At 42.3% G+C, this 25,608-nt stretch carries 25 protein-coding genes, 1 tRNA gene, 1 other RNA gene and 1 pseudogene; 14 read left to right on the top strand and 14 right to left on the bottom strand.

Annotated elements, in window-relative coordinates; all coding sequences use genetic code 11:
- The first annotated feature begins 103 nt into the window (after positions 1 to 103).
- From EL081_RS01590 to tpx, 4 genes are all read left to right on the top strand, one after another.
- The gene (locus EL081_RS01590) at positions 104 to 826 is read left to right on the top strand and encodes a metal ABC transporter ATP-binding protein (protein WP_126403731.1); all 723 of its coding nucleotides are present in this window, start codon (positions 104 to 106) and stop codon (positions 824 to 826) included.
- A complete protein-coding gene (locus EL081_RS01585) occupies positions 823 to 1,665 on the top strand; it encodes a metal ABC transporter permease (protein ID WP_126403730.1) in 843 nt (280 codons plus the stop codon). Before EL081_RS01590 ends, EL081_RS01585 begins: the two co-directional genes overlap by 4 nt.
- 11 nt (positions 1,666 to 1,676) lie before the next feature.
- Positions 1,677 to 2,609 carry a metal ABC transporter substrate-binding lipoprotein/fibrin-binding adhesin FimA gene (fimA, locus tag EL081_RS01580; RefSeq protein WP_126403729.1) on the top strand — a complete coding sequence of 311 codons (933 nt, stop codon included), beginning with the start codon at positions 1,677 to 1,679 and terminating at the stop codon, positions 2,607 to 2,609.
- Between the two features lie 87 nt (positions 2,610 to 2,696).
- Positions 2,697 to 3,191, top strand: a complete 495-nt coding sequence (tpx, locus tag EL081_RS01575; protein ID WP_126403728.1) for a thiol peroxidase — start codon at positions 2,697 to 2,699, stop codon at positions 3,189 to 3,191.
- A gap of 107 nt (positions 3,192 to 3,298) precedes the next feature.
- Here tpx and EL081_RS01570 read toward each other — a convergent pair whose 3' ends face one another.
- Entirely contained in the window at positions 3,299 to 4,324 is a 1,026-nt protein-coding gene (locus EL081_RS01570) for a DUF3114 domain-containing protein (RefSeq protein WP_126403727.1), read from the bottom strand.
- Positions 4,325 to 4,464: 140 nt separating this feature from the next.
- Here EL081_RS01570 and EL081_RS01565 point away from each other — a divergent pair, with 140 nt between their 5' ends.
- On the top strand, positions 4,465 to 5,118 hold the full coding sequence (locus tag EL081_RS01565; protein WP_126403726.1) for a metal-dependent transcriptional regulator: 654 nt from the start codon (positions 4,465 to 4,467) through the stop codon (positions 5,116 to 5,118).
- A gap of 22 nt (positions 5,119 to 5,140) precedes the next feature.
- On the opposite strand, the gene dtd is transcribed toward EL081_RS01565, so the two are convergent.
- Together dtd and EL081_RS01555 are read right to left on the bottom strand one after the other, a co-directional pair.
- A complete protein-coding gene (dtd, locus tag EL081_RS01560; RefSeq protein WP_023027608.1) occupies positions 5,141 to 5,584 on the bottom strand; it encodes a D-aminoacyl-tRNA deacylase in 444 nt (147 codons plus the stop codon).
- 377 nt (positions 5,585 to 5,961) lie between these two features.
- Positions 5,962 to 8,181 carry a RelA/SpoT family protein gene (locus EL081_RS01555; protein ID WP_006595074.1) on the bottom strand — a complete coding sequence of 740 codons (2,220 nt, stop codon included), beginning with the start codon at positions 8,179 to 8,181 and terminating at the stop codon, positions 5,962 to 5,964.
- 261 nt (positions 8,182 to 8,442) lie between these two features.
- On the opposite strand from EL081_RS01555, the gene EL081_RS01550 reads away from it, so the two are divergent.
- On the top strand, positions 8,443 to 10,896 hold the full coding sequence (locus tag EL081_RS01550; protein WP_126403725.1) for a bifunctional 2',3'-cyclic-nucleotide 2'-phosphodiesterase/3'-nucleotidase: 2,454 nt from the start codon (positions 8,443 to 8,445) through the stop codon (positions 10,894 to 10,896).
- Positions 10,897 to 10,937: 41 nt separating this feature from the next.
- Here EL081_RS01550 and EL081_RS01545 read toward each other — a convergent pair whose 3' ends face one another.
- The 7 genes from EL081_RS01545 to EL081_RS01515 all read right to left on the bottom strand — a co-directional run bounded on the left by EL081_RS01545 (position 10,938) and on the right by EL081_RS01515 (position 15,856).
- Positions 10,938 to 11,687: a 16S rRNA (uracil(1498)-N(3))-methyltransferase gene (locus EL081_RS01545; RefSeq protein ID WP_126403724.1), complete on the bottom strand. Its 750-nt coding sequence runs from the start codon at positions 11,685 to 11,687 to the stop codon at positions 10,938 to 10,940.
- 1 nt (position 11,688) lies between these two features.
- Positions 11,689 to 12,639 (bottom strand): 50S ribosomal protein L11 methyltransferase, encoded by a 951-nt coding sequence (gene prmA / locus EL081_RS01540; protein ID WP_126405024.1) that lies wholly within the window; start codon positions 12,637 to 12,639, stop codon positions 11,689 to 11,691.
- A 137-nt stretch (positions 12,640 to 12,776) separates the two neighbouring features.
- Positions 12,777 to 13,250, bottom strand: coding sequence for a GNAT family N-acetyltransferase (locus EL081_RS01535; RefSeq protein ID WP_126403723.1), 474 nt, complete (start codon positions 13,248 to 13,250; stop codon positions 12,777 to 12,779).
- Positions 13,247 to 13,681: an NUDIX hydrolase gene (locus EL081_RS01530; RefSeq protein ID WP_126405023.1), complete on the bottom strand. Its 435-nt coding sequence runs from the start codon at positions 13,679 to 13,681 to the stop codon at positions 13,247 to 13,249. The genes EL081_RS01535 and EL081_RS01530 overlap by 4 nt, the downstream gene beginning before the upstream one ends.
- A 48-nt stretch (positions 13,682 to 13,729) precedes the next feature.
- A complete protein-coding gene (locus EL081_RS01525; protein ID WP_126403722.1) occupies positions 13,730 to 14,272 on the bottom strand; it encodes a hypothetical protein in 543 nt (180 codons plus the stop codon).
- A 22-nt stretch (positions 14,273 to 14,294) separates the two neighbouring features.
- Entirely contained in the window at positions 14,295 to 15,368 is a 1,074-nt protein-coding gene (locus EL081_RS01520; RefSeq protein WP_126403721.1) for a site-2 protease family protein, read from the bottom strand.
- Between the two features lie 17 nt (positions 15,369 to 15,385).
- On the bottom strand, positions 15,386 to 15,856 hold the full coding sequence (locus EL081_RS01515; RefSeq protein ID WP_023027600.1) for a DUF3013 family protein: 471 nt from the start codon (positions 15,854 to 15,856) through the stop codon (positions 15,386 to 15,388).
- 114 nt (positions 15,857 to 15,970) lie between these two features.
- Between EL081_RS01515 and EL081_RS01510 the strand changes: the two genes are divergently transcribed.
- The 3 genes from EL081_RS01510 to EL081_RS01505 all read left to right on the top strand — a co-directional run bounded on the left by EL081_RS01510 (position 15,971) and on the right by EL081_RS01505 (position 17,577).
- A complete protein-coding gene (locus tag EL081_RS01510; RefSeq protein WP_126403720.1) occupies positions 15,971 to 17,242 on the top strand; it encodes a replication-associated recombination protein A in 1,272 nt (423 codons plus the stop codon).
- Positions 17,243 to 17,308: 66 nt separating this feature from the next.
- Positions 17,309 to 17,502: non-coding RNA, 6S RNA (gene ssrS / locus EL081_RS10245), on the top strand.
- A gap of 2 nt (positions 17,503 to 17,504) precedes the next feature.
- Positions 17,505 to 17,577: transfer RNA gene (locus EL081_RS01505), tRNA-Lys, on the top strand.
- Between the two features lie 86 nt (positions 17,578 to 17,663).
- Here EL081_RS01505 and EL081_RS01500 read toward each other — a convergent pair.
- The 4 genes and pseudogenes from EL081_RS01500 to EL081_RS01485 all read right to left on the bottom strand — a co-directional run bounded on the left by EL081_RS01500 (position 17,664) and on the right by EL081_RS01485 (position 20,209).
- Positions 17,664 to 18,803, bottom strand: a complete 1,140-nt coding sequence (locus EL081_RS01500; protein WP_126403719.1) for a tyrosine-type recombinase/integrase — start codon at positions 18,801 to 18,803, stop codon at positions 17,664 to 17,666.
- 1 nt (position 18,804) lies between these two features.
- A complete protein-coding gene (locus EL081_RS01495; protein WP_000369785.1) occupies positions 18,805 to 18,993 on the bottom strand; it encodes a DUF3173 domain-containing protein in 189 nt (62 codons plus the stop codon).
- 11 nt (positions 18,994 to 19,004) lie between these two features.
- Positions 19,005 to 19,982, bottom strand: coding sequence for a replication initiation protein (locus EL081_RS01490; RefSeq protein WP_126403718.1), 978 nt, complete (start codon positions 19,980 to 19,982; stop codon positions 19,005 to 19,007).
- Positions 19,983 to 20,027: 45 nt separating this feature from the next.
- Positions 20,028 to 20,209, bottom strand: a pseudogene (locus tag EL081_RS01485) (hypothetical protein).
- A gap of 210 nt (positions 20,210 to 20,419) precedes the next feature.
- Here EL081_RS01485 and EL081_RS01480 point away from each other — a divergent pair.
- From EL081_RS01480 to EL081_RS01460, 5 genes are all read left to right on the top strand, one after another.
- Entirely contained in the window at positions 20,420 to 20,929 is a 510-nt protein-coding gene (locus EL081_RS01480) for a helix-turn-helix domain-containing protein (protein WP_126403717.1), read from the top strand.
- 73 nt (positions 20,930 to 21,002) lie between these two features.
- Positions 21,003 to 21,830 carry an ABC transporter ATP-binding protein gene (locus EL081_RS01475; protein WP_126403716.1) on the top strand — a complete coding sequence of 276 codons (828 nt, stop codon included), beginning with the start codon at positions 21,003 to 21,005 and terminating at the stop codon, positions 21,828 to 21,830.
- A 154-nt stretch (positions 21,831 to 21,984) separates the two neighbouring features.
- Positions 21,985 to 22,524: an ABC transporter permease gene (locus tag EL081_RS01470; RefSeq protein WP_126403715.1), complete on the top strand. Its 540-nt coding sequence runs from the start codon at positions 21,985 to 21,987 to the stop codon at positions 22,522 to 22,524.
- A 340-nt stretch (positions 22,525 to 22,864) separates the two neighbouring features.
- Positions 22,865 to 23,875 carry a YeiH family protein gene (locus EL081_RS01465; protein ID WP_002885799.1) on the top strand — a complete coding sequence of 337 codons (1,011 nt, stop codon included), beginning with the start codon at positions 22,865 to 22,867 and terminating at the stop codon, positions 23,873 to 23,875.
- A gap of 347 nt (positions 23,876 to 24,222) precedes the next feature.
- Entirely contained in the window at positions 24,223 to 25,368 is a 1,146-nt protein-coding gene (locus tag EL081_RS01460; protein ID WP_126403714.1) for a low temperature requirement protein A, read from the top strand.
- Positions 25,369 to 25,608 lie beyond the last annotated feature (240 nt).

Raw genomic sequence — 25,608 nt, 5'->3', positions numbered from 1 at the left:
GTCTATTTTTCAATGATTACAGGAGATTTAACCTAAATTATTTTAAAAATTAACTTGACTTAATTTTTTTATTTATGTATATTAATGGTAAAGGAGCAAAATCATGATTCAAATTGAACATCTAAGTGTTGCCTACCAGCAAACACTGGCCTTGGAAGATCTTTCCCTCACCATCCAGGGGCCAACCATCCTAGGCATTCTTGGGCCCAACGGAGCTGGGAAATCAACCCTGATCAAGGCCATGCTAGGACTTCTCCCCCATTCGGGAAAGGTCCAGCTCGATCAAAAAGACCTCGGCCAAGTTCTTCAACGAGTGGCCTACGTCGAACAGAAATCCGCTATTGATTTCCACTTCCCCATCACGGTGCGGGAGTGTGTCTCGCTTGGACTCTACCCCCATCTTTCGATCTTCAAGCGAAAAAGCAAGGAGGATCTGAAAAAAGTGGAAAATGCCTTGAAACTTGTCAATCTTCTTGATCTAGCGGATCGCCAGATTGGCCAACTTTCAGGAGGGCAATTCCAACGGGTCCTGATCGCCCGCTGCTTGGTTCAAGAAGCAGAGGTCATCTTTTTGGATGAGCCCTTTGCCGGGATTGACTCCGTTAGCGAAGACATCATCATGCAGACACTCCAAACACTGAAAAAGGAAGGCAAGACCATCCTGATTGTCCATCACGATCTGAGCAAGGTCCCAGCTTATTTTGACCAGATCCTGCTCCTTCATCGCAAACTGATTGCTTTTGGGAAAACAGAAGAAACCTTTACCAAAGAGAATCTTCACGCAGCCTACGGTCATGAACTTTTTATAGGAGGTGAAATCAGATGATTGCAGAATTTATCGATGGATTACAACAATTTCATTTCCTCCAAAACGCTCTCATTACAGCTATTGCCATCGGGATCGTCGCTGGTGCAGTCGGATGCTTCATCATTTTGCGAGGCATGTCTCTCATGGGAGATGCCATCTCGCACGCGGTCCTTCCGGGGGTAGCTCTGTCCTTTATCCTGGGCATCAATTTCTTTATTGGCGCCATAGCCTTTGGGCTTTTAGCTTCCATCCTGATCACCTATATCAAGAGCAACTCCATCATCAAGAGCGACACTGCGATTGGGATTACATTTTCTTCTTTCCTCGCCTTAGGAGTCATTCTGATCGGGGTCGCTAAAAGTTCTACCGACCTCTTCCACATCCTCTTTGGAAATATCCTGGCCGTGCAAGACCAGGATATGTGGGTGACCATCGGTGTTGGAGTGGCAGTCTTACTGGTGATTGTCCTGCTCTTTCGTCCCCTACTGCTCACTTCTTTTGATCCTGTTCTGGCTCAATCCATGGGCGTCCGGGTCAAACTCTATCACTACCTGCTCATGGTTCTCTTGACCTTGGTTTCTGTCACTGCTATGCAGAGTGTCGGGACCATTCTCATCGTCGCCATGCTCATCACACCCGCTGCGACAGCCTATCTCTATGCCAATAGCCTCTGGTCCATGATGCTCCTTTCATCCGGATTAGGTGCCCTAGCCTCTATCCTAGGACTCTTTATCGGCTACAGTTTCAACATCGCCGTCGGGTCTTGTATCGTCCTCACTTCTGCCATCTTCTTTCTCATCAGCTTCTTTATCGCTCCTAAGCAGAGAAAGAATAAGCACGCTCTTTCACCTCATTAAAGGAGAAACACATGAAAAAAATCGCTTCTGTCCTCGCCCTCTTTGTGGCGCTCTTATTCGGCCTGTTGGCCTGTAGCAAAGGCTCTTCTTCCAAGTCCTCATCTGATAAATTGAAAGTGGTCACCACCAACTCCATCCTCGCAGATATCACCAAAAATATCGCTGGGGACAAAATCGAGCTCCACAGTATTGTCCCTGTCGGTCAAGATCCTCACGAATACGAACCGCTCCCAGAAGATGTCAAAAAAACTTCACAAGCAGACCTCATCTTCTACAACGGCATCAACCTCGAAACCGGTGGCAATGCTTGGTTTACCAAGTTGGTCAAAAATGCCAATAAAGTAGAAAACAAGGATTATTTCGCAGTAAGCGAGGGAGTCGACATCATCTACCTAGAAGGCCAAAACCAAGCTGGAAAAGAAGACCCTCACGCTTGGCTCAATCTCGAAAACGGGATTATCTACGCTAAAAACATTGCCAAACAATTGATCGCCAAAGATCCAAAAAATAAGGACTTCTACGAAAAAAATCTAGCAGCCTACACTGAAAAACTCAGCAAGCTAGACCAAGAAGCCAAGCAAGCGTTCAATAACATCCCAGCAGACAAGAAAATGATCGTAACCAGCGAAGGTTGCTTCAAGTACTTCTCCAAAGCCTATGGCGTCCCATCTGCCTATATCTGGGAAATCAATACCGAAGAAGAAGGGACTCCCGAACAAATCAAAACACTGGTAGAGAAATTGCGTCAAACTAAGGTACCGTCCCTCTTTGTCGAATCCAGTGTCGATGAACGTCCTATGAAAACTGTCTCTAAAGATACCAATATCCCGATCTTTTCAAAAATCTTTACTGACTCGATCGCCAAAGAAGGCGAAGAAGGCGACAGCTACTACAGCATGATGAAATGGAATTTGGAGAAAATCGCAGAAGGTCTGAACAAATAAGGTTCCAATCTGATTAGATTCTCAAACAAATCAGTGGCTCTTCCCCCTTCATTGATGTACAATGAAAAGAAAAAAGGAGTCTTTGCTATGACAACATTTTTAGGAAACCCTGTTACCTTTACTGGATCTCAACTTCAAGTTGGCGATACCGCCCACGACTTTTCGCTGACCACTCCTAACTTGGAGAAAAAATCTTTGGCTGATTTTGCTGGGAAGAAAAAAGTCCTTAGTGTGATCCCATCTATTGACACAGGTATCTGTTCCACTCAAACACGTCACTTCAACCAGGCCCTCTCTGACATGGAGGACACTGTGGTCTTGACGGTTTCCGTCGACCTTCCTTTCGCCCAAGGCAAATGGTGTGCTGCTGAAGGGATCGACAATGCCATCATGCTCTCAGACTACTTCGACCATTCCTTCGGAAAAGCCTATGGCCTCTTGATCAATGAATGGCACTTGCTCGCACGCGCTGTCTTGGTCCTAGATGCGGACAACAAGGTCACTTACGTCGAATACCTCGACAACATCAACAGCGAACCCAATTACGACGCGGCAATCGAAGCCGTCAAAGCACTTGATTAAAGTAAAAAGAGGTCTACGACCTCTTTTTCATATCTACAAAATTCGTTCAGAGACTTTCCTTAAGTGAGTTTCTAAGAGTCCTTTTTCTTCAATTCGAAAGAGGACTACTATAAAATCCGATGGAGTCCATTCTTGAGTAAAAGTCGCCAGCGTAAGCGTGGGATGCCTCTGAGGAACTTCCGCACGCGCTTTGCTACTTGTTGCTTGTAGCTCTTACCTCCTTGTGCAAAGGTTCCCTTCCGGCTCCAATAGCCCTGCTCTCCACGATCATTCTTCGGAGCTAGATAGCGAACACCTTGCTGATAGAGGATCTTCTTACGAAAAGGTGGATCCCAAGGTTTGACGGGATCAATATCCAAGTCCTTATGGGTCCGGCCCTTGGCTAAGCCATAGTTGAAACTGGCTCCATTGACAATGCCATTTTCAGAAATCTGATACGGATCCACTTCGTTGAGAAACTGGCCACCCTGATCCAGGATATACTCTGTATGGAAGTAGAGCAAGACCTTGAAATTCAACTGGGCCTGAGCACGAGATGGGAAGGCGAGCTGTCCGTCTTGATCCACATAGACCTTATTATGGAGACGAGCCGCTGCATAAGCATCGATTTTAATTCTTTTTGTCTCCTGCAAGTAAGCTTGTAGCGCCTCTTCATCCGTCTGTCCAGTTTTGGCATAATGCTCCCGAATCCACTGGGTCTGATAGGCAGAGAGCAGATAGCGGAACTGGTGGACCTGGCGTTTTAAGAGCTGGTCTCCCTCTTTGCTAGCCAATGGATCCTGAGCAAATGCTACTTGGACCACTCTTGAAAAAGAAGACCAAAAAGGTGAATGAGGGGGGCAATCTGGCCAGAACCGCTTCAGTAAGAAGGCGGTCTCCTCACAGGTCCCCGATAAATCCCGTGGCATGAGACAGAGGTGCATGACCCCTCTTAAGAGGGCCTGGGCACGGCCTTCCGTCAACCCTTGCAGTTCTCTCTGCCACATCTCTTGGAAAAGAGGACTGGCAAAGATAAAGACAGAGAGGTAGCAAGCTTGCCTTCTTGCTTCATCTTCGCAAGACTGCAGTCGTTTTTCTAAGTAGCTAAGACCTCTGGTCGTCCAGCCCAGTTTTTCCAATTCCAATCGCTGCATTTGCACCCTCCTTTCCACATTGCTTTTGGTTTATGCTTCTATACTATCATCTTTCACCCTCCCAGACAATTCCTATCCACTGGCCAAGCCATTTCGCGCTTTTTTTGATATACTAAAAGGAGCGAAGAAAAGAGGACCCTATGACACCAAATAAAGAAGATTACCTCAAGTGCATCTATGAAATCGGCACGCAACATGAAAAAATTAGTAACAAAGAGATTGCGGCCCGGATGCAGGTTTCGCCTCCAGCCGTGACTGAGATGGTCAAACGCATGATCTCGGAGAATCTCCTCATCAAGGACAAGACCCACGGCTATCTACTCACCGAACTCGGCCTCCAAACGGTTTCCGATCTCTTTCGCAAGCACCGCTTGATTGAAGTGTTCTTGCTCAAAAAACTGGGCTATACGACTGAAGAAGTCCATGAAGAGGCTGAAGTGCTCGAACATACTGTCTCCGACCGCTTTATTGATAAACTAGACCAGATGTTAGACACTCCCAAGACCTGCCCCCACGGAGGAACCATTCCACCAAAAGGAAAACTTCTCATCGAGGCTTACCAGGACCGTTTGAGTGATGTCAGCGAACCGGGAACCTATCGTTTGCGAAGAGTCCAGGATAGCTTTGAATTGCTGAATTTTTTAGACCAGATCCAGCTGACCATTGGAGATGACATTCTCTTCAAAGGCTATGATGATTACACCGGCCTCTATCAGCTCCAGATCAAAGACCAAGACATCCAAATCAATCACCTGATTGCCCAACAACTTTACATAGAAAAACATGCCCTTTGATGAAGGGCATGTTTTTTTCTTTCTATGGATTTTTCGTATCGAGGATGATGGTCACTGGGCCATCATTGATGAGTTCAATTGCCATATCTGCAGCGAAGACCCCTCGTTTGACAGGGACTTCCTTTTCCAACAAATCATTAAAATCATCATAGAGCTGGCTGGCCATCTCTGGATTGGCTGCCCCAATAAAGGCTGGACGATTGCCTTTTTTTGTCTGGGCAAAGAGGGTAAATTGAGAAATCGAGAGGATTTCTCCTTGAATATCCTTAACAGATAAGTTCATCTTCCCTTCTTCATCCGAGAAAATTCGCATTTGCGTGACCTTTCGTACTGCGTATTCCAGGTCCTTTTGGTCATCATCCGGACCCACTCCCACCAAGAGAAGAAGTCCTTCTTGAATCTGACTATAAACTTGACCGTCAATAGAAACCGAGGCCCTTTTGACCCGTTGAATTACTAATTTCATCTTATTATCCTATTTATACAATCTATTGGGCTCACCACTAAGCTTCAAAGAACATCGACTTCAAACAAGGCGATGAAAAGCAGGCAACTATTTTGAAAAACAGGGGCTATTCAGTTACTTTTAGAGCAAGGCAGCGAGACGAAGACAGTACTGAAGTACGGCAAGGCGAGGCGAGCTAACGAAGCAATAAAAGAGTTCTGACCACGCTCCTCAATCTTCAAAGAAAATCGACATCAGACAAGGCAGTGAGACGCAGGCAGACTATCCGAAAACCAAAGGCTGTTCAGTTGCTTTTAGGGCAAGGCGGCGAGACGAAGACAGTACTGAAGTACAGCGAGGCGAGCTAACGAAGCAATAAAAGATAACTGAGCAACCGACTAGCCGTTGGTACGCTTAACAGAGTACACCTCCGGCACACTCTTAATCTTATCCACAACCGTTGTCAACATAGACAGGTTTGGAATCCCGAAGGAAATGTGGATATTGGCAAATTTCATATCTTTGGTTGGTTGGGCATTGACAGTTGAGATCATCTTAGCCGTATTAGAGAGGACTTGAAGGACATCATTGAGAAGGCCTGCACGGTTGAGGCCGTAGATATCGATATGGGCGATGTAATCCTTGGTCGTGTTATTGTCTTCCCACTCGACGTCGATCAAGCGTTGCTCGTAGTTGTCTTGGGCCCGCAGATTCATACAGTCTTGACGGTGAATGGCAACCCCACGTCCTTTGGTAATGTAACCGACAATTGTATCTCCTGGGACGGGATTGCAACACTTAGCAATCCGGATCAAGAGACCAGAAGCCCCTTGGATGACCACGCCACCTTCATGGCGGACCTTGAGGGTGTCTTTTTTGTTTTCAACCTTGACTTCGCCGCCTTTGACCAGCTCCTCAGCTTCTGCACGCGCCTTGGCCTTTTCCTCTTCTCGACGCTCTTCCTCCGTCAAACGATTAAAGACAGAGATGGCTCCGATTTCTCCAAAACCGATGGCCGCAAACAAGGCCTCTTCGGTCTTGTAGCTGGTCTTTTGCAAGACCTTGTCCATGTGTTTCTTATCCATGAACTTGTTGGCAATCATATCATGCTCATGAAATTGGGCCATGAGCAACTCTCGTCCACGGTTGATCGAGAGTTCCTTGTCTTGGTTCTTAAAGAATTGGCGGATCTTATTGCGGGCCTTGCTGGTCTTGACGATATTGAGCCAGTCACGACTTGGTCCAAATGAATTTGGATTGGTGATGATTTCAACCTGGTCACCCGTTTTCAGCTTGGTAGTCAAAGGAACCATACGGCCATTAACCTTGGCACCAGTCGCTTTTTCCCCGATCTTGGTATGAATCTCATAGGCAAAGTCAATCGGTCCAGAATCCTTTGGAAGAGAACGAACCGCTCCATCTGGGGTAAAGACATAAATCTCTTCTGCCAGATAGTTTTCTTTGACAGTATCAACAAATTCCTTGGCATCATCCGCCTGGTCTTGGAGTTCCATCATCTCCTTGATCCAGTTCATCCCAATAGCCGATTCTTTGCTGTTGACTTGGCCCTTGATTCCTTTCTTATAAGCCCAGTGTGCCGCAACCCCGTACTCAGCAACCTCGTGCATTTCCTTTGTACGGATCTGGAACTCGATGGGACCTTTTGGACCGTAAACAGTGGTATGGATGGACTGGTAACCATTGGCCTTCCGATTGGCGATGTAGTCCTTGAAACGGCCTGGCATAGGCTTCCACAACTCGTGGATATAGCCCAGCATGGCATAGACGTCACTTGGTGATTCCAGGATACAGCGAATGGCAATCAAATCATAGATTTCATCAAAGCGCTTCTTCTTATCCTGCATCTTGCGGTAGATGGAGTAGATATGCTTAGGACGACCATAGATTTTCCCATAGAGGTGGCGTTCTGCCGCATAGGACTCGATCTTTTGGACAACTTCTTCTACCAAGGCTTCCCGCTCGCGACGCTTCTCCTTCATCATATGGGAAATTTTATAGAACTCGACTTCATTCAGATAACGGAAGGATAGATCTTCCAATTCCCACTTGACGCTGGAAATCCCGAGACGGTGGGCTAGCGGTGCATAGATTTCCATGGTTTCTTGGGAAATCCGTTCTTGCTTGTCCTTGCGTAAATGCTTCAAAGTCCGCATGTTGTGCAAGCGGTCTGCTAGCTTGACCAAAATGACACGAATATCTTGAGACATGGCCATGAGCATCTTGCGGTGGTTCTCTGCCAACTGCTCTTCATGGGACTTGTATTTGACCTTCCCGAGCTTGGTCACTCCATCAACAATCACTCGGACATCGTGTCCAAATTCGCGTTCTAAATCATCTAGGGTCGCGTCTGTATCCTCGACAACGTCGTGCAAAAAACCACAGGCAACCGTCACAGCATCCAACTTCAATTTTGCCAAAATGCCGGCAACTTGAATAGGGTGGATGATATAGGGTTCTCCTGATTTACGGAATTGCCCACTATGGCAGTCGACTGCATAAAGGAGAGCTTTTTCTACAAATGCAACATCCTCTCCCGACAAGTATTTTTTGGTAAGGGCAATAACCTGGCCCCCTGTTAAAGGTTCTTCTTTCGGCATCTAGTTTTCTCCACTTTCTTGCCTTCTATTCTATCACTTTTAGCTCTATATGAAAACTAGTCCGATTGACTTTCATGCTATTTGAAGAGCTTTCCAGCACTATCAGCCAGAAATCCCGAACGTAGGTTCCCTTTTTATACAAATACTCCATTTTTTATAAAAAATTCATTAATTTGTAATATATAAAAAATAATAAAACGAATAAATTCTGAACAAAATAAGATATAATAGAAAGACATCATTTTATTTAGGAGGACAACCATGTCATCATTCCGTAAACAGGCTGCCCTATTAAGCCTTGCTGCTGCTTTCTTGGCAACGACGACTGCTCAGGCAGATGAAGCGACAAGCTCAACTGATTCGTCAGCAACTGCTGTCACAGAGGCCGCAACTCCTGCTACTAGCTCTGAAGCAAGCACTAGCAATAACACTCCGACTGCTAGCGGAGAAGCCACTACTACAGCAAGCGAAGCGACTCCAGCAGCTCCTCAAAATAGCGCCAGTGATGCAAAAGCTACCACTCCAGTTGAGGGGCAAGAAGTCGACGTCCGCATCCTTGCGACAACGGACCTTCATACCAACTTGGTCAACTATGACTACTACCAAGACAAACCAGCGCAAAACGTTGGTCTAGCAAAAACAGCTGTCTTGATCGAAGATGCGAAGAAAGAAAATAGCAACGTCCTCCTCGTTGATAATGGAGATACTATCCAAGGAACTCCTCTTGGTACCTACAAGGCCATCGTCAATCCCATCAAAGATGGTGAGCAACACCCTATGTATGCGGCTCTTCAAAAATTAGGCTTTGATGCAGGAACCCTTGGAAACCACGAATTCAACTACGGACTAGATTACCTTAAAAAGGTCATCTCTACTGCCGGCATGCCGATCGTCAATGCCAACGTCGTGGATCCAAAGACTGGTGCCTTTGTCTACGATCCATATAAGATTATCAAAAAGACCTATACTGACAAAAACGGTCGTCCAGTCGATGTCAATATCGGGGTAACAGGAATCGTCCCTCCACAAATCCTCAGCTGGGACAAGGCCAACCTCGAAGGAAAGGTAAAGGTCAATGACTCTGTCGAAGCCATCCAAGCCATCATCCCAGAAATGCGCAAAGCTGGAGCGGATGTTGTCCTCGTTCTTTCTCACTCTGGTATCGGAGATGACAAGTACGAAAAAGGCGAAGAAAACGAAGGTTACCAAATTGCCAGCCTCCCAGGTGTTGATGCAGTTGTAACTGGTCACTCACACGCTGAATTCCCAAGCGGAAATGGAACTGGCTTCTACGAAAAATATGCTGGCGTTGACGGGGTAAACGGTAAAATCAACGGAACACCGGTTACCATGGCTGGAAAATACGGCGACCACCTTGGGGTTATCGACCTCAACCTGCGCTACACAGACGGCAAATGGTCTGTTGTTGGAAGCAAGGCTGCTATCCGCAAGATCGACACCAAATCACAAGCAGCCGATGAGCGCATCACCGCTATCGCGAAGGAATCCCACGAAGGTACAGTTAAATATGTCCGCCAACAAGTCGGAACGACGTCTGCTCCGATTACTAGCTACTTTGCCCTTGTGAAAGACGATCCATCTGTCCAAATCGTGAACAATGCACAAACTTGGTACGCTAAGAAAGAGTTGGCAGGAACTCCGGAAGCCAACCTTCCAATCCTTTCTGCTGCGGCGCCATTTAAGGCGGGTACACGTGGAGATGCTACTGCCTATACGGATATCCCAGCTGGCCCAATCGCCATCAAGAACGTCGCTGACCTTTATCTCTATGATAATGTCACTGCCATCCTCAAGGTGACCGGTGCGCAACTCAAGGAATGGTTGGAAATGTCTGCTGGACAATTCAACACGATCGACCCAACTATCAAAGAGCCTCAACAGCTTATCAACCCTAACTACCGGACCTACAACTTTGACGTCATCGACGGGGTGACCTACGAGTTTGACGTGACCCAGCCAAATAAATACGACCGCGAAGGAAAAACAGTTAACCCCGATGCTAGCCGTGTCCGCAACTTGAAATACCAAGGCAAAGAAGTAGCCGCGGATCAAGAATTTATCGTTGTTACCAACAACTACCGGGCAAACGGAAAATTCCCAGGCGTTCGCGATGCTAGCCTGAACCAACTCCTTGGATTGGAAAACCGCCAAGCTATCATTAACTACATCTTGGAAGAAAAGAATATCAACCCAAGTGCAGACGGTAACTGGCGCTTTACAGACAGCATCAAGGGGGTAGATATCCGCTTCTTAACAGCTGACAAAGCTAAGGATCTGGTTGGTAAAGACGGAGATGTCGTCTACCTTGAACCGTCTAAACAAGAAGGTTTCGGGGAATACCGCTTTGTTTATGTGGAACCAAAAGTAGAACCTGAAACAAAACCAGAAGAACCAACAAGTCCTGAAACAGGAAAAAATCCATTTGTCTTTGTACCGAACCATCAGAAACCGGCACAAGATGAAACTATCACCTTATCTCATAGCCAACAAATCATTACCCTTCCTGCTCCAAGTCAAGAAGGAGCTCGCCCTGCAGAAGCTCGCCAAGAAACTGCTAAGCCAGTAGTTGCTTCTTCTATCAGCGAAAAAACCTTGCCTGAAACAGGAGAACGTGCTTCCATCTTAGCCCTTATCGGATTGGTGATGACCGGACTTGGCTTCCTTATTCCATCTCGTAAGAAAGAAGATAACTAATTCTTTCCTACTCTAAAAAATTAACGCGTGAAGATCTACCTTCACGCGTTTTTCATTAATTCTGTGACAACACTCACTGCGCTAAGGGCATAGAGTGGTGCGGTTTCTGCTCGTAGAATGCGAGGACCAAGTCCTGCCAAAACAGCTCCCTTGGCTTCAAAAGATTCGATTTCCACAGGTGAGAGACCTCCTTCTGGACCAAAGATAAAGAGAACCTTGCTCCCTTTTTCAAGACCACTTACAGCTTGTACAAGAGCAGCGCTTTCGCCTTCTTTGGCCGACTCTTCATAGGCCACCACGATGCGATCAAACTGGTCAAGTTGGGCTAGAAAATCTGCTTTTTTCTCAAAAAGAGTGATACTTGGGACATGATTCCGCTTGCTTTGCTCGGCTGCTCCAAGGGCAATTTTTTCTAGTTTTTCAACCTTTTTACCCAATTTCTTGCCATCCCACTTGGCAACTGACCAATCGGCAGGAAAGGCCCAGATTTGACTAGCACCTAGTTCCGTCACCTTTTGAGTGATGAACTCCAGCTTGTCTCCCTTGGGAAAGCCTGATGCGATGGTCACTTGGACTGGCAGTTCCACATTGTCATCAAGTTCTTCAACCAATTCAAACTGACGAGCCTCTACATTTACCACGCGCGCCAAGCGCTTAATCCCATCATCAAAAACTAAGGTAACCTCGTCCTCTTCTTTCAAACGCATGACCTGAAACATGTGCTTGCTAGTTTCCTTATCCTCAATCGTGACAGGTGAGCTAGCTAAACCTTTTACAAAATACTGTTGCATGCTAGCCTCCAATCACACCAGAGATATCCTTAGTTTTTTTGAAGATACAGGCATTCCACTCCCCTTGAATCATATGAGTTTCAAGGAAAAATCCAGCTGACTCAGCCGACTCGCGCACCATGTCCCACTTGTCCTTGATTATACCACTCATGATGAGGTAGCCTTCGTCCTTAACCAAACGATAGGCATCGTCTGTCAGATGAATGAGGATATCCGCCAAGATATTAGCCACGATGACATCTGCCTCAATCTCAACTCCCTTAAGCAAATCTCCTGCTGCTACATGGATGTTTTCCATACCAGGGTTGAGTTCAATATTTTCCTGAGCAACACGAACTGCCACATCATCTAGGTCATAGGCGAAAATTTCCTTGGCACCTAGGAGAGAGCTAGCAATAGAGAGGACGCCTGATCCAGTCCCCACATCTAGCACTGTTTCCCCACCACGAAGGACCTGCTCCAAGGCGAAAAGGCTCATCTTGGTAGTTGGGTGGGTTCCTGTCCCGAAGGCCATACCAGGATCTAGCTTAATAATCTTTTCCCCAGCAGTCGCCTCATAGTCTGTCCAAGACGGCACGATAGTCAAATCATGAGTGATACGAGCTGGCTCATAGTATTTCTTCCAGTTGTCTGCCCAGTCTTCCTCAGCCAAGGCAGTCGTCCCCATCTTGACCTCACCCAAATCCATAAAATCTGTCAATTCTGCTAGGCGAGCCTGCAAGTCTGCCTCAACCACTGCCATATCAACCGTATCAGGATAGTAGGCTGTCACTACGATTTCTTCTTGCTGCTCTACCTCTGGGAAAATCTCACCAAAACGATCCACATTGCCCACATAGTCCATGCTATCTTCAATTGCTACCCCTTGGGCACCTAACTCAATCAAGAGATTGGAAACTAATTCCTCTCCCTCACGCTTAACTGTAACTTTTAACTCTTGCCATGTTTCCATCATTAAGATACCAAGCCCGTAAAACACAAAGCCAAAATATGAAACTCTCTGAAGACGTTTGTGTCTAAGAGAAGTTTATCTTTTTGGCACAGTGTTTAGGGCGGGTTCAGTTTAGAAATTTAACTGAACCATCCTTTCTATTTGTCAATCAATTTTTTCATGTAGACCATATCCATACCTTCTTTTTCAGGCTCGATATGGGTTTGATGGTAGCCATTCTTCTCGTAGAACGCGACCATGCCTGCATCCTGTAACACCGTACACAAATCCCATTGTCTAACGGTTGAAAATTCCTCTTCTAGCAAGCGTAATCCTTCAGATCCATACCCTTTTCCCTGATACGGAGGCAGAATCGCTGCGGTCCCCAACCAAGCTTCCGTTAACTCTTCATTGGTCTGAATTCGTAAAAAACCAATCTTCTCTTCGTTTTCTTTCACAAAGTAGTAATAGCTATTGGGACGCTCCACTAATTTCCATTTGATTCGCTCGCGATCTTCTAGATAGGGATCATATTCATCTTTGTATTTGTCATAGACTGCCTTAAAACTGGCTCTTTGAATGGCAATAATGGTTTCTAAATCCTCTGCTCCTGCTTTCTCAAGTGTTATCATAAACTTTCCTCCACATAATCGCGCACTCGTTCTTGTAATTGGGGAACGACCTGATCTGACGTCAAAAACTCTTCAAGGCTTACTAACTTATAGCCCTGTCCCTCGTCTCCAAAGACAATACTGTCAAACTGTTCCTGTGTCAATTTCCCAACTAAAAAGACGGATTTCTTATTCTCATCTAACATGCTGGGGTAGATCCAAGACCAAACTATGTCATCTTTCGACAGTTGGATATTTAATTCTTCATAGACTTCACGCGCTACACACTCAAAAGGACTCTCGTCCCCTTCGCGGCCACCACCTGGCAACTCCCACAGATTAGGCCAAGGAATGGTTGGTTTGTCATCGCGTAAGATGGTCAAAATTCGCCCATCACAAATCAAAGCAATCTTACAACCCGTAAAATCCAATTGTTTATCCAATAATTCCATGATGATGACCTTTTCTACCATAACAACTACTCTATAGGAAAACCCTAGCTAGCTTTCTTCAATCACCTTTTGGCACTCTGCATCCCAGTATGCCTGCCATCTGCCATGTTTTTTAGCAAAATAAACGGTAAACTCATCATTTACATAATCGGCAACATAGCGAAGATTAGGCGGATTTTCCTCAAAACTTAATACCCAGGGATGGAAGTAAAAAGTTTTCTCCCATCTCTTCTGAGTATAGCCGAGATCCTTGGCATATTGAGGAATAGGTTGCTGCATCTCACTTTCCAAACAAGACTGAATGGCATTGTCAATACTATTTAAACGAGCTAATAGTTTCTGAAACTGGTCTTCCTCTTCCGTCTTAAAACCAACTAGAAATTCAAATTCCGCAAAGTCTTCAGGAAATTCAAGTTCTGTGACTGTACCATCTTCTGCATAGCGTCCCTCCTCATTAACGAGGCGACGAGTTCCTGACTTCAATACTCGCTCGAAATCTAGATCCGCAAAGCGATTTCGAGGAAGGATCGACTCACGCTCTTGAGATTTTTGGGATTTTTTACTAAATAACCGCTTAAATATCTGAAGCATCGTACAGCTCTCTTTCCTTTTCTCAACTCACCTGAGTCTCTTCTTCCTGTATGGCTTGTTCCAACTCATCTAACCACTGCTGGTAATAGACTTTCTCATCCCGCAACATGCGACTTACATCCATTTTCTGTCTGGCAAGCTTGATCGCCTTGTGTGTCTGGGCCAAATCCTTCTTGACCTTAAATTGATACCAGGCTTGGACCGCCTGTATATTGGTCATTTTCATCGACAAAAAAGACTTGACTCGTCGAATGCTCGCGTATTCCTCTGCTTTCTCATCATCTCCTTCTAATAAGGCGATATGTAAGAGGGATAACTGGGCAGCCGTTTGAATCATCGGACTATCTGCCCTCTCCAATAAAGCCTGAAACTGCTCCTTAGCCGCCTCGCGATTGCCCTCTAGGATGTAGATTTCTCCCTGAAGGGCTAAGACCCCCTCTACAAAGCCTCCTTGCGCCTCCTCAGAAACAGGTCTAACAAAGTCTTTTAGATCGTAGTCTTCTGGCGCTAGCAAGGTCTGAGCAGAATGGCGCAGTCCGAGATAAGCATAGGGTACATTTTCAGGATGGCGCATCAATTCTAAAATTTTAGCTCCATCTGTAATCCCAAGGGGGAGAGCATTGGCCAAAATGAAGGAGAGATTGAGACAAATCCAAGTGCCTGCAAAATACCAACTCTGTGTCAGAACTCCAAAAAGGATGGATACGATAAGTAAAGTCAAATGAACCAATATCCCACCGGAAAGCATCAGAATCATTCGTTGGTCACTTTCATCCTCTTTTAGTCCAATATACTGGGCACCGACATTTTTCAGAGTGGCCGTGCGGCTAAGACGAAACTTCCCTGCTTTTTTAGTCAGGAGAAAATTTCCCAAGCCTAAAGCGACGAGCCGATAGCCCGTCAGATAGCCACAAAAAGCATGCCCCAGTTCATGGAGAATGAAAATGAGATAAATGCTAGAAAAAGTGAAGAGATAGCCCGGTACAAAAACCAGTTGAAAACCTAACTCCGTAAAGGCGATCGTCCCCAAGGCAAAAGCAGCCATCAAGAGAAGAAACGATAGACCGTAAACCAGGTAGATCCCAATTTTTTTCATAAAGTCTCCCACTATTCCTAATATCTCGGATAAGGGTAAAAGGTGCTTTCTTCTAGGCCGACTTTTCCTTCTTCAAAGACTTCTTGGTTCCAGACGATCTCAAAGCTCTCTGCCTCTTCGTCTGCTAAGAAATCCATGAGGTCATCCAAGGCCAGCTCGGCTGTATCTTTGAGGAAGGTCGCAAAATAAGCTAGAAACTCTCGAGACAAGCCTTTTTTCGGCTCATACGGAAGGGCTGTTAAATAGGCATCTTCTTCCACATGCGACTTGGCTGGATTGTAGAAGATGACGGCTTCTTCAAAGAAGATATCCTCGTCAGATTCTTCGCCCGACTCATCGACCAAGGCAACCCCTCCTGTGTTTTGTACTTCTAAGAGAAAAGCCACTTCTACCGCATGATTCTTCTTATCCCAATTGATCTCAAAGTCAAAGGGAAAGACCTTTTCCATTTCCTCTTCTAAAACATCCAAAAATCCATATTTAGACATCGTGTCCTCTTTCTAATTTCCCACTCTTAGAGCGGAATATGATACAATAGTTACTACAATCTTACCATAAAAACTGCCTCTTTTAAAGGAGACAAAGCTAGAAAGGAGACCCTCATGCCGGACAATCTCGCCCTGCGCATGCGTCCCAAAACCATCGATCAGGTCATCGGACAAGAACACCTGGTCGGCCCAGGAAAAATCATCCGCCGCATGGTGGAGGCCAATCGTCTCTCGTCCATGATTCTCTTTGGCCCACCAGGGATTGGCAAGACCAGTATTGCTTCTGCCATCGCCGGTACGACCAAGTATGCCTTTCGGACCTTCAATGCAACCGTCGACAGCAAAAAGCGCCTCCAAGAGATCGCAGAGGAAGCCAAGTTTTCTGGTGGTTTAGTCCTGCTTTTGGATGAGATCCATCGCTTGGATAAAACCAAGCAAGATTTTCTCCTGCCTTTGCTCGAAAGCGGTCTGGTCATCATGATCGGCGCAACGACTGAAAATCCTTTCTTCTCCGTTACGCCTGCCATTCGCAGTCGGGTACAGATTTTTGAACTGGAACCCTTGACCAATGAGCAAGTCAAAGAGGCTATCCAATTGGCGCTTAGCGACCCCGAACGGGGCTTTGACTTTCCTGTTACGCTCGACGAGGAGGCTTTAGATTTCATCGCCACTTCGACCAATGGAGACCTACGTTCTGCCTATAATTCTCTCGATTTAGCCGTCCTCTCTACCAAGGAAGGGGAGGATGGCGTTCGCCACATCAGTCTCGACATCATGGAAAATAGCCTCCAGCGGAGCTATATCACCATGGACAAGGATGGAGATGGCCACTACGATGTTCTCTCTGCTCTTCAAAAATCCATCCGCGGATCCGATGTTGATGCCAGTCTCCACTATGCCGCCCGCTTAATCGAAGCTGGTGATTTACCCAGCTTAGCTCGTCGCTTGACGGTCATTGCCTACGAAGATATCGGCCTAGCCAATCCAGATGCCCAGATCCATACGGTGACAGCCCTTCAGGCAGCCGAGCGGATCGGCTTCCCCGAAGCTCGCATCCTCATCGCCAACATCATTATCGACCTGGCCCTTTCACCCAAGTCTAATTCAGCCTACGTCGCCATGGACAAGGCCTTGGCTGACCTCCGGAAGTCGGGTAACCTTCCCATTCCTCGTCATTTACGGGATGGCCACTATGCCGGAAGCAAGACCTTGGGGAATGCCCAAGATTACAAATACCCTCACAATTATCCTGGCAATTGGGTCCAACAGGACTACCTGCCAGACAAGCTGAAGGGGGTCTCCTATTTCACTCCTAATGAAAATGGCAAATACGAGCGAGCCCTAGGGGCGACAAAAGAGAAGATTGATCAACTCAAGAAAAGGTGATATCGATTCCAAAAATTTGAGATTTTCCCTTGAAATTTTTTTGAAATGTGGTATCATATACATATAGAAACGCTGTGGTGTACGACTTCACACTTAAGTGTTGACCGACTATTTTTTGTATTATTAGGGAAACAAAGGACTTCTAACAGCATGCAGGCCGTATCACGCGGAAGCAGCTTCAGTTAGAGCAAGTTGCCCACCTGCTTAATTGCGCGGGTTCAATACAAACCGTGAAGTTTCGGCACCAATACAGCTTTTTTTTGCCTCCTTAGCTCAGTTGGTAGAGCAGTAGACTCTTAATCTATGGGTCGCAGGTTCGAGCCCTGCAGGGGGCATCTAAATCAACAGGAAAAAGCCTTGATTTAAAAGGCTTTTTTGCTTGTCTATAACTGATTTGCCCCATCATTTGCCCCACATTTTTTTATGAGCAATCTTTCCATACATCTCTGATTTGATTAAATTCTTCAAAAATTTTCTCCTCTAAAGTGTGTCCATATACTTCTACTAACATTGAAATATCTCTATGCCCTAAAATCTTTGCAATAACTCCAAGGTCAAAACCTTTGTGCCAGAGGTAGCTTCCATAGGTATGACGTGCTCCTTTTGTAGTGATAATTGGATAAATATCTAATTCATTTAAAAGAACACTCAAAGCTTTATTGACACTTGCAATGTCTGGTACCAAGTGAATATATCCATAATGCTGAAAAATCATTTTATACCTATTCTTGATTCCTAGATCTTTATTAGCCTTCTCCTGTTCAATTTTTAGGACTTGTAATATCTTAATACATTCTTCGTCTATCGGTACCATCCGAATAGACGTTTTATTTTTTGGAGGGACAAATTTATGAGAAAGGGTATTAAACCTCCTATATGTTTTTAGTAGTCCTCTGTCAAAATCAACTTCATTCCAAGTTAACGCTATTAACTCTCCAAACCTCATGCCTGTTTTTAATAGAAAATAGACGATATAAGGAACAATTGAACGTTGGTAATCAAATTTTCTCTTTACTGCTAAAAGTAAATCCAGATAGTCCTTTTCGGTATGTAAATATTTCTCTTCTGTCATCTGTTGTTCTTTGGATGAAAATAACTCGACATGTTGTGTAAAATCATCTATTAGAACTTTGTCAGCAATTGCCATTTGGATGCTCTGATGAATTCCAGTATTCAATCTACCAAGAAAATTTCTACCAACTGTTTGCCCATACTTATTCATTATTCTTTGGTATTCACTCGCACGAATTTGAGTGACTTTTTTATTTCCAAATAATCTTTCAATTGTGTTTTTACGGAGAAGATATTTTTTCTTTGTCTCTTCCGACCTACTACTCGGTAGAATTTTTAGTTCAAGCCATTCTTGATATAGATCGACAAGAGAAATATCTCTAGAAATTCTTTTCCCTAAACGAAGTTCTTGCAGAATCGGCTCAGCTTCTGACTCTGCAAGTTTTTTTGTTTTAAAACCGCTATTATGAGCAACAGTTTTTCCTTCGTTACGAATTTCATAGGTCCATAAGTTACTATCTCCTCGCTTTCGATAACGAACACTTGCCATATTACGCCACCTCTGTTCCTAGAATCTCATTTACAACACTTTTTGGAACAACCATCAAACGTTTACGATTATAAAATGTATAGCCTCGTGATACAAGTAATTCTCTTGCCTGATGGATGATATCATTTGCAGTGTGAGGGCGATAGCCCATTTCAATTAATTCTTTGTTGCTAATTAAATTATTATCCATAGTTATCCTCCTTATTTATTTTCTAAAGTCAGAAACTCACCTACGAGTAGTTGTAATTCTTTATTTAATTTAGGGAGATTCTGTATTAATACTTCTTTTAATTCTTCCGCAAATTGATTCGTTTCTTCTCTCAATAGTTTGCGGACTCTTGTTTTTTTCTTTTTGATGCTGTCTGATTTTAAATTTGGAAAAGCCAATGACAACAGTTCAGGATTGTTGAGAAAGATAATTGTAAATGCTCTTTGATCCACTCGAATATGATCTAGCTTATAAAACCCGAAATTATCAAGTCTACTCATAATATCTTGGACCATCTCCTCACCAATCGCTTTGGTTCTGAGTTGGAACTCTAGTCTCCACCAAAACGGATTTACATCCAAATCTAGCTTCTCTTCTCGCTTGTGAGCAATGATTTCTTTATTCTTATCATATAACCTAACTTGTACATTACTACCGCTAGAACCCCAATATTTCGTCTCTAATTCGCCACCTCGACCATAGAAGACCTTATGGGTAACACCACCTTTAATATGTTGCAAATTAACGATCTCAGGCCTGTTGAAAATGTCAAATGCCAAATCAAAACGAGACAAACGTACCGTCAATGAATTCAATCTGGCAAAGTACATTAATTGCCTCCATACTTTCATTCCATCAAATTCTTTTAAAGTGTTAGGATTGAAATCAATCCGAATCAATTGTTCACCTCCATAAGTGGATAATTGAAAAAATATAATATTGATTGAATCATACTCATTAAAATCTTTAGCTAAAGTAAAGACATCATCTCGAACATTATCGTATATTTCAAATGAATCAACTCTTGTACTTATTGCCTGTTTCAGATTTTTGAAAATCCGTCTTAGGGAACCAGTATCTGTATCCCAGATAACCGTTAGTCTATCAATACTGACATCTAACCTCTGTACTAATTCTCCTATTTCACATCGTTCTTGAATGCTTCTTAAATCTTGTATAGAAACCAACAAAATTGCCCCCCCTTCTTTTAGATTTTTTAGGTCTCGTAAACACCGTCAAATCAACGTTTGCCCGTTCCGTCGTTCTTTGGACGTTGTCCTAAGTGTACCTTTTTGCTGGCTGTTAGAATAGCCAGCTTTTGCTTGGCTAGAAATTGTCTGGACGGCAGTCTTCGGGACTTCGCCTGACTTCCCGTCAGGCTCGCCCTTGTCCTTGTCCACACAATTTCTAGCTCCAAGGCTTCGAATAGTCATAAGTCATAGTCTCGTCCTCAACTTCTTCCTCACTCACCAATCCTAAACTTACGAGCTATTTTTTGTATCATTTATAACTTATTTATAAGTTATAAATATATTTTATAAAAAATATTTTAAACAGTCAACTAAAAACTTGATTTGTAAGTTTATAGGTGATAAAATAAGTTTAAAACACAACGTAGGAGTTTATCATGACCTTTATTATTCAAAATTTTGGACCCAATTTGGCACGACTACGCATAGAAAAAGGAGTAAGTCAAACTCAACTTGCGGAAGATTTAGGAATCGGTAAACAGTCCATCTCTGATTACGAAAAACAAAAAAGCTATCCTACCTTTGCAAATTTGGATAAGATAGCAGAATATTTTAATGCAACTCCAACCCAACTATTTGGAACTAGTAAAGAGATTGAGTTAGAAAAGAGTGTTCTTGAAACTAATGAATACTCTGATAAAGTAAGTGAAATCTTAAAAGCTGTCAAATACATCGAACATTTTTTAGAAACTGATGGACAGTACTTAGAGGATTTACTTTACCTAACAAGAGGCAACCAACTATACACAGAAGATGGAGATGAATTGTATATGGATCCAACTTCTCCGAAAAGAACATTTCATAACCAATATGAACCTGGTTTTATTGTAGCAAGAGATAAATCTCCACTAGAACTCTTAATTGAAAATAAGGACCTATTAGATTAAATAAAATTCCTGTATTCCAATTTATCGCAATGGTAACAAGTCACGTAATAATTTTCTAAAAGAAAGATATAAAATGAACGATAGTATCTTAATTTCAAATCTTACCAAAAAATTTAAAGACAAAACAGCACTCAAGGAAATCAGTTTCTCAATAAGTAGTGGAGAAATATTTGGTTTTTTAGGACCATCTGGTGCTGGCAAAACTACGACAATCAATATTTTAACCGGTCAGTTGCCACCTGATGGAGGAGAGGTTAAAATCTTAGGAAAAGATTGCACCCAATTAACCTCTGACGACTTTTTAAAATTGGGAATTATGAGTGATAATGTGGGTTTCTATGATAGACTGTCTCTGTACGATAATCTTTTATTTTTTGCTAAATTCCACAATGTAGAAATATCATATCTAGATTATTTATTAAAGCGATTGAAGTTATATGATGATCGATTTAATAAAGCAGAGAAGTTATCAACTGGAATGAAACAACGAATGTTGTTAATTCGGGCGATTCTACATTCACCAAAAGTAATTTTTTTAGATGAACCAACTTCTGGAATGGATCCAACCCTATCTCAAATCGTTCATGAACTACTACTAGAAATTAAAAACTCTGGGGCAACTATTTTTTTAACAACTCATAACATGGATGAGGCGACCAAATTATGTGATTCAATCGCTTTGCTTCATGAAGGAAAAATCGTTGAACAAGGTTCGCCTCGGGAGATTATTGATAAGTACAGTCAGACTGATAAGGTTAAAATAAGCTATTTTGATGGAAGAGAGATAATTGTTCCTAAAGAGGAAGCTTATAAGTATCTAGGAGAGAATACTAAAACAATCAATACTCTAGAAACAAGCCTTGAGAGTATCTTTATTCAATTAACAGGAGACAAATTATAATATGCTTAAACGATTTTTTAGTTTGTTATGGTTACGGTATAGATACCTTCTTCATAACAAAATAATTCTATTTGTATGTGTATTCACACCAATAGTCGACTTCTCACTTTTAAATTTTATACCAGACGTTCGTGGTTCAGTCTTTTTAATGAGTATGGCGATTATTACCATCTATAGCCTGACTGCTGGAACTTTTACTACACTAATCATCAGCGAAGAAAAAGATAAAAAGAATTTAAGAACGTTGATTTTAACAGGAGTCAAAATTCCAGAGTATATTTTTTCTACAATCTTATTTCCATTTCTATTTTCAATTATAGGTGTTTGGGTGATGCCTATTACTTTTGGTATCTCAATACCTAATCTTGCTCTATATTCATTGGTAACCTTCCTTACGATACTTTGTTTTATTTTGGTCAACTTTACAATAGCTTTGTTCTGTAAGAATCAAACACAAGCATCTGCTGTAAGTCTAATATTCTATCTTGTCATTATGACTTTCCCTATGTTTTCTAGCATAAATAAATTTGCTAAATTATTAACAGATTTTTCTCTATTAGGAGCGCATAATCAATATTTTAACGATATCTCTGCCTTCAGTCTCTATAATATACAAATTTTAACATTGTTACTTTGGATTGTGTTAATGTCCGCACTTGTATATACGGGATTCGTCTGGAATAAGAAACATTGAGATGATGTAAGAAATTAATCGGGGCTAGGTTACTGATAAAATAATTTTTGCCCCACTTTTGCCCCATTTTTAAATCATGACATTGAAAACACCTAAAAGTACTTCCCTAAAATCATCTATATTTCAATATTTTTGATTATTTTCAATGCTCATCAAATTCATTTTTTTCAATAACATATGCCACATTTGCATCCTTATTGATCAAAGAACATATATCTATTAAACTACAAAAGCTCTCTGACCGCAAAATTCCGTTAATTTACAACCTTATTCCTACTTTCTATTTTACTTTTCTGACAGATAAGATTATAATAAGAAGTATTTATTTTCGGAGGTTTTTATGTCATTTCTATCAAAAAATTGGGCAGGACTGTTAGTCTGTCTGATCATTTCTATCATCTCTTGGGTTTTAGGAGGCTTTCTGCCTGTTGTGGGAGCACCTGTTTTCGCCATTTTTATCGGAATGATTCTCTACCCCTTTCTCACTCCCTATAAACAACTGGATGCTGGTTTGACTTATAGCTCCAAAAAATTGCTTCAGTATGCTGTTATCTTGCTTGGGTTTGGACTCAATATCTCACAAGTTTTCGCAGTTGGAAAATCTTCCCTTCCTGTCATCCTCTCGACTATTTCTATCGCTTTAATTATTGCTTTCTTTTTCCAACGATTTTTTAACATGGATACAAAGCTAGCTACCTTGATTGGGGTAGGCTCTTCTATCTGTGGCGGTTCTGCCATTGCAGCGACTGCTCCTGTTATTCACGCCAAGGAAAAAGAAGTAGCCCAAGCCATTTCTGTTATCTTTTTCTTCAATGTCTTGGCAGCTCTTATCTTTCCAACTCTAGGTTCTTGGCTCCATCTCTCCAACGAAGGTTTTGCTCTCTTTGCGGGTACTGCGGTCAACGATACTTCCTCTGTAACAGCCACAGCTAGCTCCTGGGATAGTCTGTATCATACCAATACTCTAGAATCTGCAACCATTGTCAAACTGACTCGTACCTTAGCTATTATCCCTATTACTCTCTTCCTCTCCTATTGGCAAAGCCGTCAACAAGACAACAACCAAGGAGTAAAGCTTAAAAAAATCTTCCCCGTTTTCATTCTCTACTTCATCCTAGCTTCTCTGCTAACTACCGTCCTTACTTCTTTTGGTGTTAGCAATAGCTTCTTTTCACCTCTCAAACAGCTCTCCAAATTCCTCATCATCATGGCTATGAGTGCTATTGGTCTCAAAACTAACCTCGTTGCTATGATCAAATCCAGTGGAAAATCTATTCTTCTTGGAGCCCTTTGCTGGATCGCTATCATCCTGACTAGTCTTGGCATGCAATTACTCATCGGTATTTTCTAAGAAAAAAGGGAGCCTAAAGGCTACCTCAGAACGTAGACAAACGTCATTTTTGGCGTTTGTCTTTTTGTATCTTCAAAGATATTTTGTCTTATCATCTACTATTCCATCCAAAAATCTGATTTAAAGCAAAATAAAAAGGGATATTCCCTATCCATTTCGATAATTTTTTCATTACCCATTCTTTATTACCAATCATCAAACACTCTGCCTGTGAGTTGGTACATGAGGTAAATGTGCTCCAAGGTTTTGACAATTCGCGTCACATGAAGTTATTTAAGCATCTCCTTTTCTCTCATTACCATTTTCTGTTATAATAAATTGTACTTCTAGAATAGAAAGGACTTAAGATGACAACTCTTATTAAACATAAACGTGTAGAATTTTCAGAACTTTTTTATGACCTAGTTTTTGTTTTTTCAATTTCAAAAGCAACTACTTTAATTGAGCATCTTCATAACGGTATTTTGACTTGGAATTCTTTCCTTGATTTTTTCATGGCTGTCTTGATTCTCACTGATTCATGGATGATTCAAACCGTTTATACCAATCGCTATGGAAAGAACTCTTTATTTAACATGGTAATCATGTTTATCAAAATGGGACTTTTACTCTTTATAGCCAATATGATTGGACCTGATTGGCAACAATATTTTCATTATCTTTGTTGGGCTGTTGGTACATTAACCTTTACCTTATTTTTACAATATTTGGTTGAATTTTTTAGAAAATCAACCGATAATGTTGAACGGGAAAGTATCAAAGGTTTTCTATGGATAACAGGTCTAGGAAGTTTAGGAGTCTATCTAGCAGCTCTTCTTCCTATTTACGTTGGAGTCTCTGTCTTATTTGCTAGTATTCTGCTAACATTTATTATGCCAATTATCTTGCTTAGTAAAGATAAGCATTACCAGGTAAATCTCCCCCATTTAATCGAGCGCATCTCCCTTCTTGTCATTATTACGTTTGGAGAGATGATTATGGGGCTAGCTAACTTCTTTACAATCGAGAATTTCTCGATTTATTCGGTTCTTTATTTCATTATTATGCTTTCTCTGTTCATGTTTTATTTTGGTCAATTCGACCATGCTATTGATGAAAAATCTAATCAAAAGGGACTATTTCTAATTTACAGTCACTATCCTATTTTCATTGGACTTATTATGATGACTGTATCGATGAGTTTTCTTCAGAATCCTGAAGCTAATCGTCTCTTTGCAACCATCTTCTCTTATATCGGATTTGGCCTCTTCCAAGTTGCTGTCCTAGTAAATGGGCCCTGTAACAAACACTATCTTCGCTATTCGAAAAGTTACTACTGTGTCCAAGCGACACTCTATCTGGCTGCCTTGATTCTCTCTTTAATCTTTGCTTCTAATCCTATAATAGTAGTGAGTATAACAACCATTTTAGCTCTAGCTATAGCCATTCATTTTATTTATTTTTATATGACACAGAATAAAAAATATTCCAAATCTAACTGGGGGATATTTTAATGAGTTTATAACATTAAAAAGCTTTGGGAACCAAGGCTTTTTTTTTCATTAATTTGTTTTTCCGTTTTATCCTCCGATTAGTCTCGCACTGATATTTATTGATAACAACACTATATTTCTAGTATAGCATAATCATTAGATATTATAGGTTTTCAAACCAAATGAGAGTCATTCGTTTTTGCCCCACTTTTGCCCCATTTTTAAATCATGACATTGGAAATACCTAAAAGTACTTCCCTA

Origin of the sequence: Streptococcus viridans (assembly GCF_900636365.1) — a bacterium.
In the GTDB taxonomy this organism is placed as follows: Bacteria; Bacillota; Bacilli; order Lactobacillales; family Streptococcaceae; genus Streptococcus; species Streptococcus viridans_A.
The sequence above is the reverse complement of the archived record's forward strand: the minus strand, read 5'-3'. Positions and strand labels throughout refer to the sequence as shown.

Coding starts and splice junctions, on each gene's coding strand:
- EL081_RS01525 (WP_126403722.1), bottom strand. CDS start 14,272: ATGCTTCAGATATTTAAGCGGTTATTTAGTAAAAAATCCCAAAAATCT.
- EL081_RS01565 (WP_126403726.1), top strand. CDS start 4,465: ATGACACCAAATAAAGAAGATTACCTCAAGTGCATCTATGAAATCGGC.
- EL081_RS01470 (WP_126403715.1), top strand. CDS start 21,985: ATGGCGATTATTACCATCTATAGCCTGACTGCTGGAACTTTTACTACA.
- EL081_RS01500 (WP_126403719.1), bottom strand. CDS start 18,803: ATGGCAAGTGTTCGTTATCGAAAGCGAGGAGATAGTAACTTATGGACC.
- EL081_RS01590 (WP_126403731.1), top strand. CDS start 104: ATGATTCAAATTGAACATCTAAGTGTTGCCTACCAGCAAACACTGGCC.
- EL081_RS01530 (WP_126405023.1), bottom strand. CDS start 13,681: ATGGAATTATTGGATAAACAATTGGATTTTACGGGTTGTAAGATTGCT.
- prmA (WP_126405024.1), bottom strand. CDS start 12,639: ATGGAAACATGGCAAGAGTTAAAAGTTACAGTTAAGCGTGAGGGAGAG.
- EL081_RS01585 (WP_126403730.1), top strand. CDS start 823: ATGATTGCAGAATTTATCGATGGATTACAACAATTTCATTTCCTCCAA.
- EL081_RS01570 (WP_126403727.1), bottom strand. CDS start 4,324: ATGCAGCGATTGGAATTGGAAAAACTGGGCTGGACGACCAGAGGTCTT.
- tpx (WP_126403728.1), top strand. CDS start 2,697: ATGACAACATTTTTAGGAAACCCTGTTACCTTTACTGGATCTCAACTT.
- EL081_RS01555 (WP_006595074.1), bottom strand. CDS start 8,181: ATGCCGAAAGAAGAACCTTTAACAGGGGGCCAGGTTATTGCCCTTACC.
- EL081_RS01515 (WP_023027600.1), bottom strand. CDS start 15,856: ATGTCTAAATATGGATTTTTGGATGTTTTAGAAGAGGAAATGGAAAAG.
- EL081_RS01545 (WP_126403724.1), bottom strand. CDS start 11,687: ATGCAACAGTATTTTGTAAAAGGTTTAGCTAGCTCACCTGTCACGATT.
- EL081_RS01510 (WP_126403720.1), top strand. CDS start 15,971: ATGCCGGACAATCTCGCCCTGCGCATGCGTCCCAAAACCATCGATCAG.
- fimA (WP_126403729.1), top strand. CDS start 1,677: ATGAAAAAAATCGCTTCTGTCCTCGCCCTCTTTGTGGCGCTCTTATTC.
- dtd (WP_023027608.1), bottom strand. CDS start 5,584: ATGAAATTAGTAATTCAACGGGTCAAAAGGGCCTCGGTTTCTATTGAC.
- EL081_RS01460 (WP_126403714.1), top strand. CDS start 24,223: ATGACAACTCTTATTAAACATAAACGTGTAGAATTTTCAGAACTTTTT.
- EL081_RS01550 (WP_126403725.1), top strand. CDS start 8,443: ATGTCATCATTCCGTAAACAGGCTGCCCTATTAAGCCTTGCTGCTGCT.
- EL081_RS01520 (WP_126403721.1), bottom strand. CDS start 15,368: ATGAAAAAAATTGGGATCTACCTGGTTTACGGTCTATCGTTTCTTCTC.
- EL081_RS01495 (WP_000369785.1), bottom strand. CDS start 18,993: ATGGATAATAATTTAATTAGCAACAAAGAATTAATTGAAATGGGCTAT.
- EL081_RS01465 (WP_002885799.1), top strand. CDS start 22,865: ATGTCATTTCTATCAAAAAATTGGGCAGGACTGTTAGTCTGTCTGATC.
- EL081_RS01480 (WP_126403717.1), top strand. CDS start 20,420: ATGACCTTTATTATTCAAAATTTTGGACCCAATTTGGCACGACTACGC.
- EL081_RS01475 (WP_126403716.1), top strand. CDS start 21,003: ATGAACGATAGTATCTTAATTTCAAATCTTACCAAAAAATTTAAAGAC.
- EL081_RS01535 (WP_126403723.1), bottom strand. CDS start 13,250: ATGATAACACTTGAGAAAGCAGGAGCAGAGGATTTAGAAACCATTATT.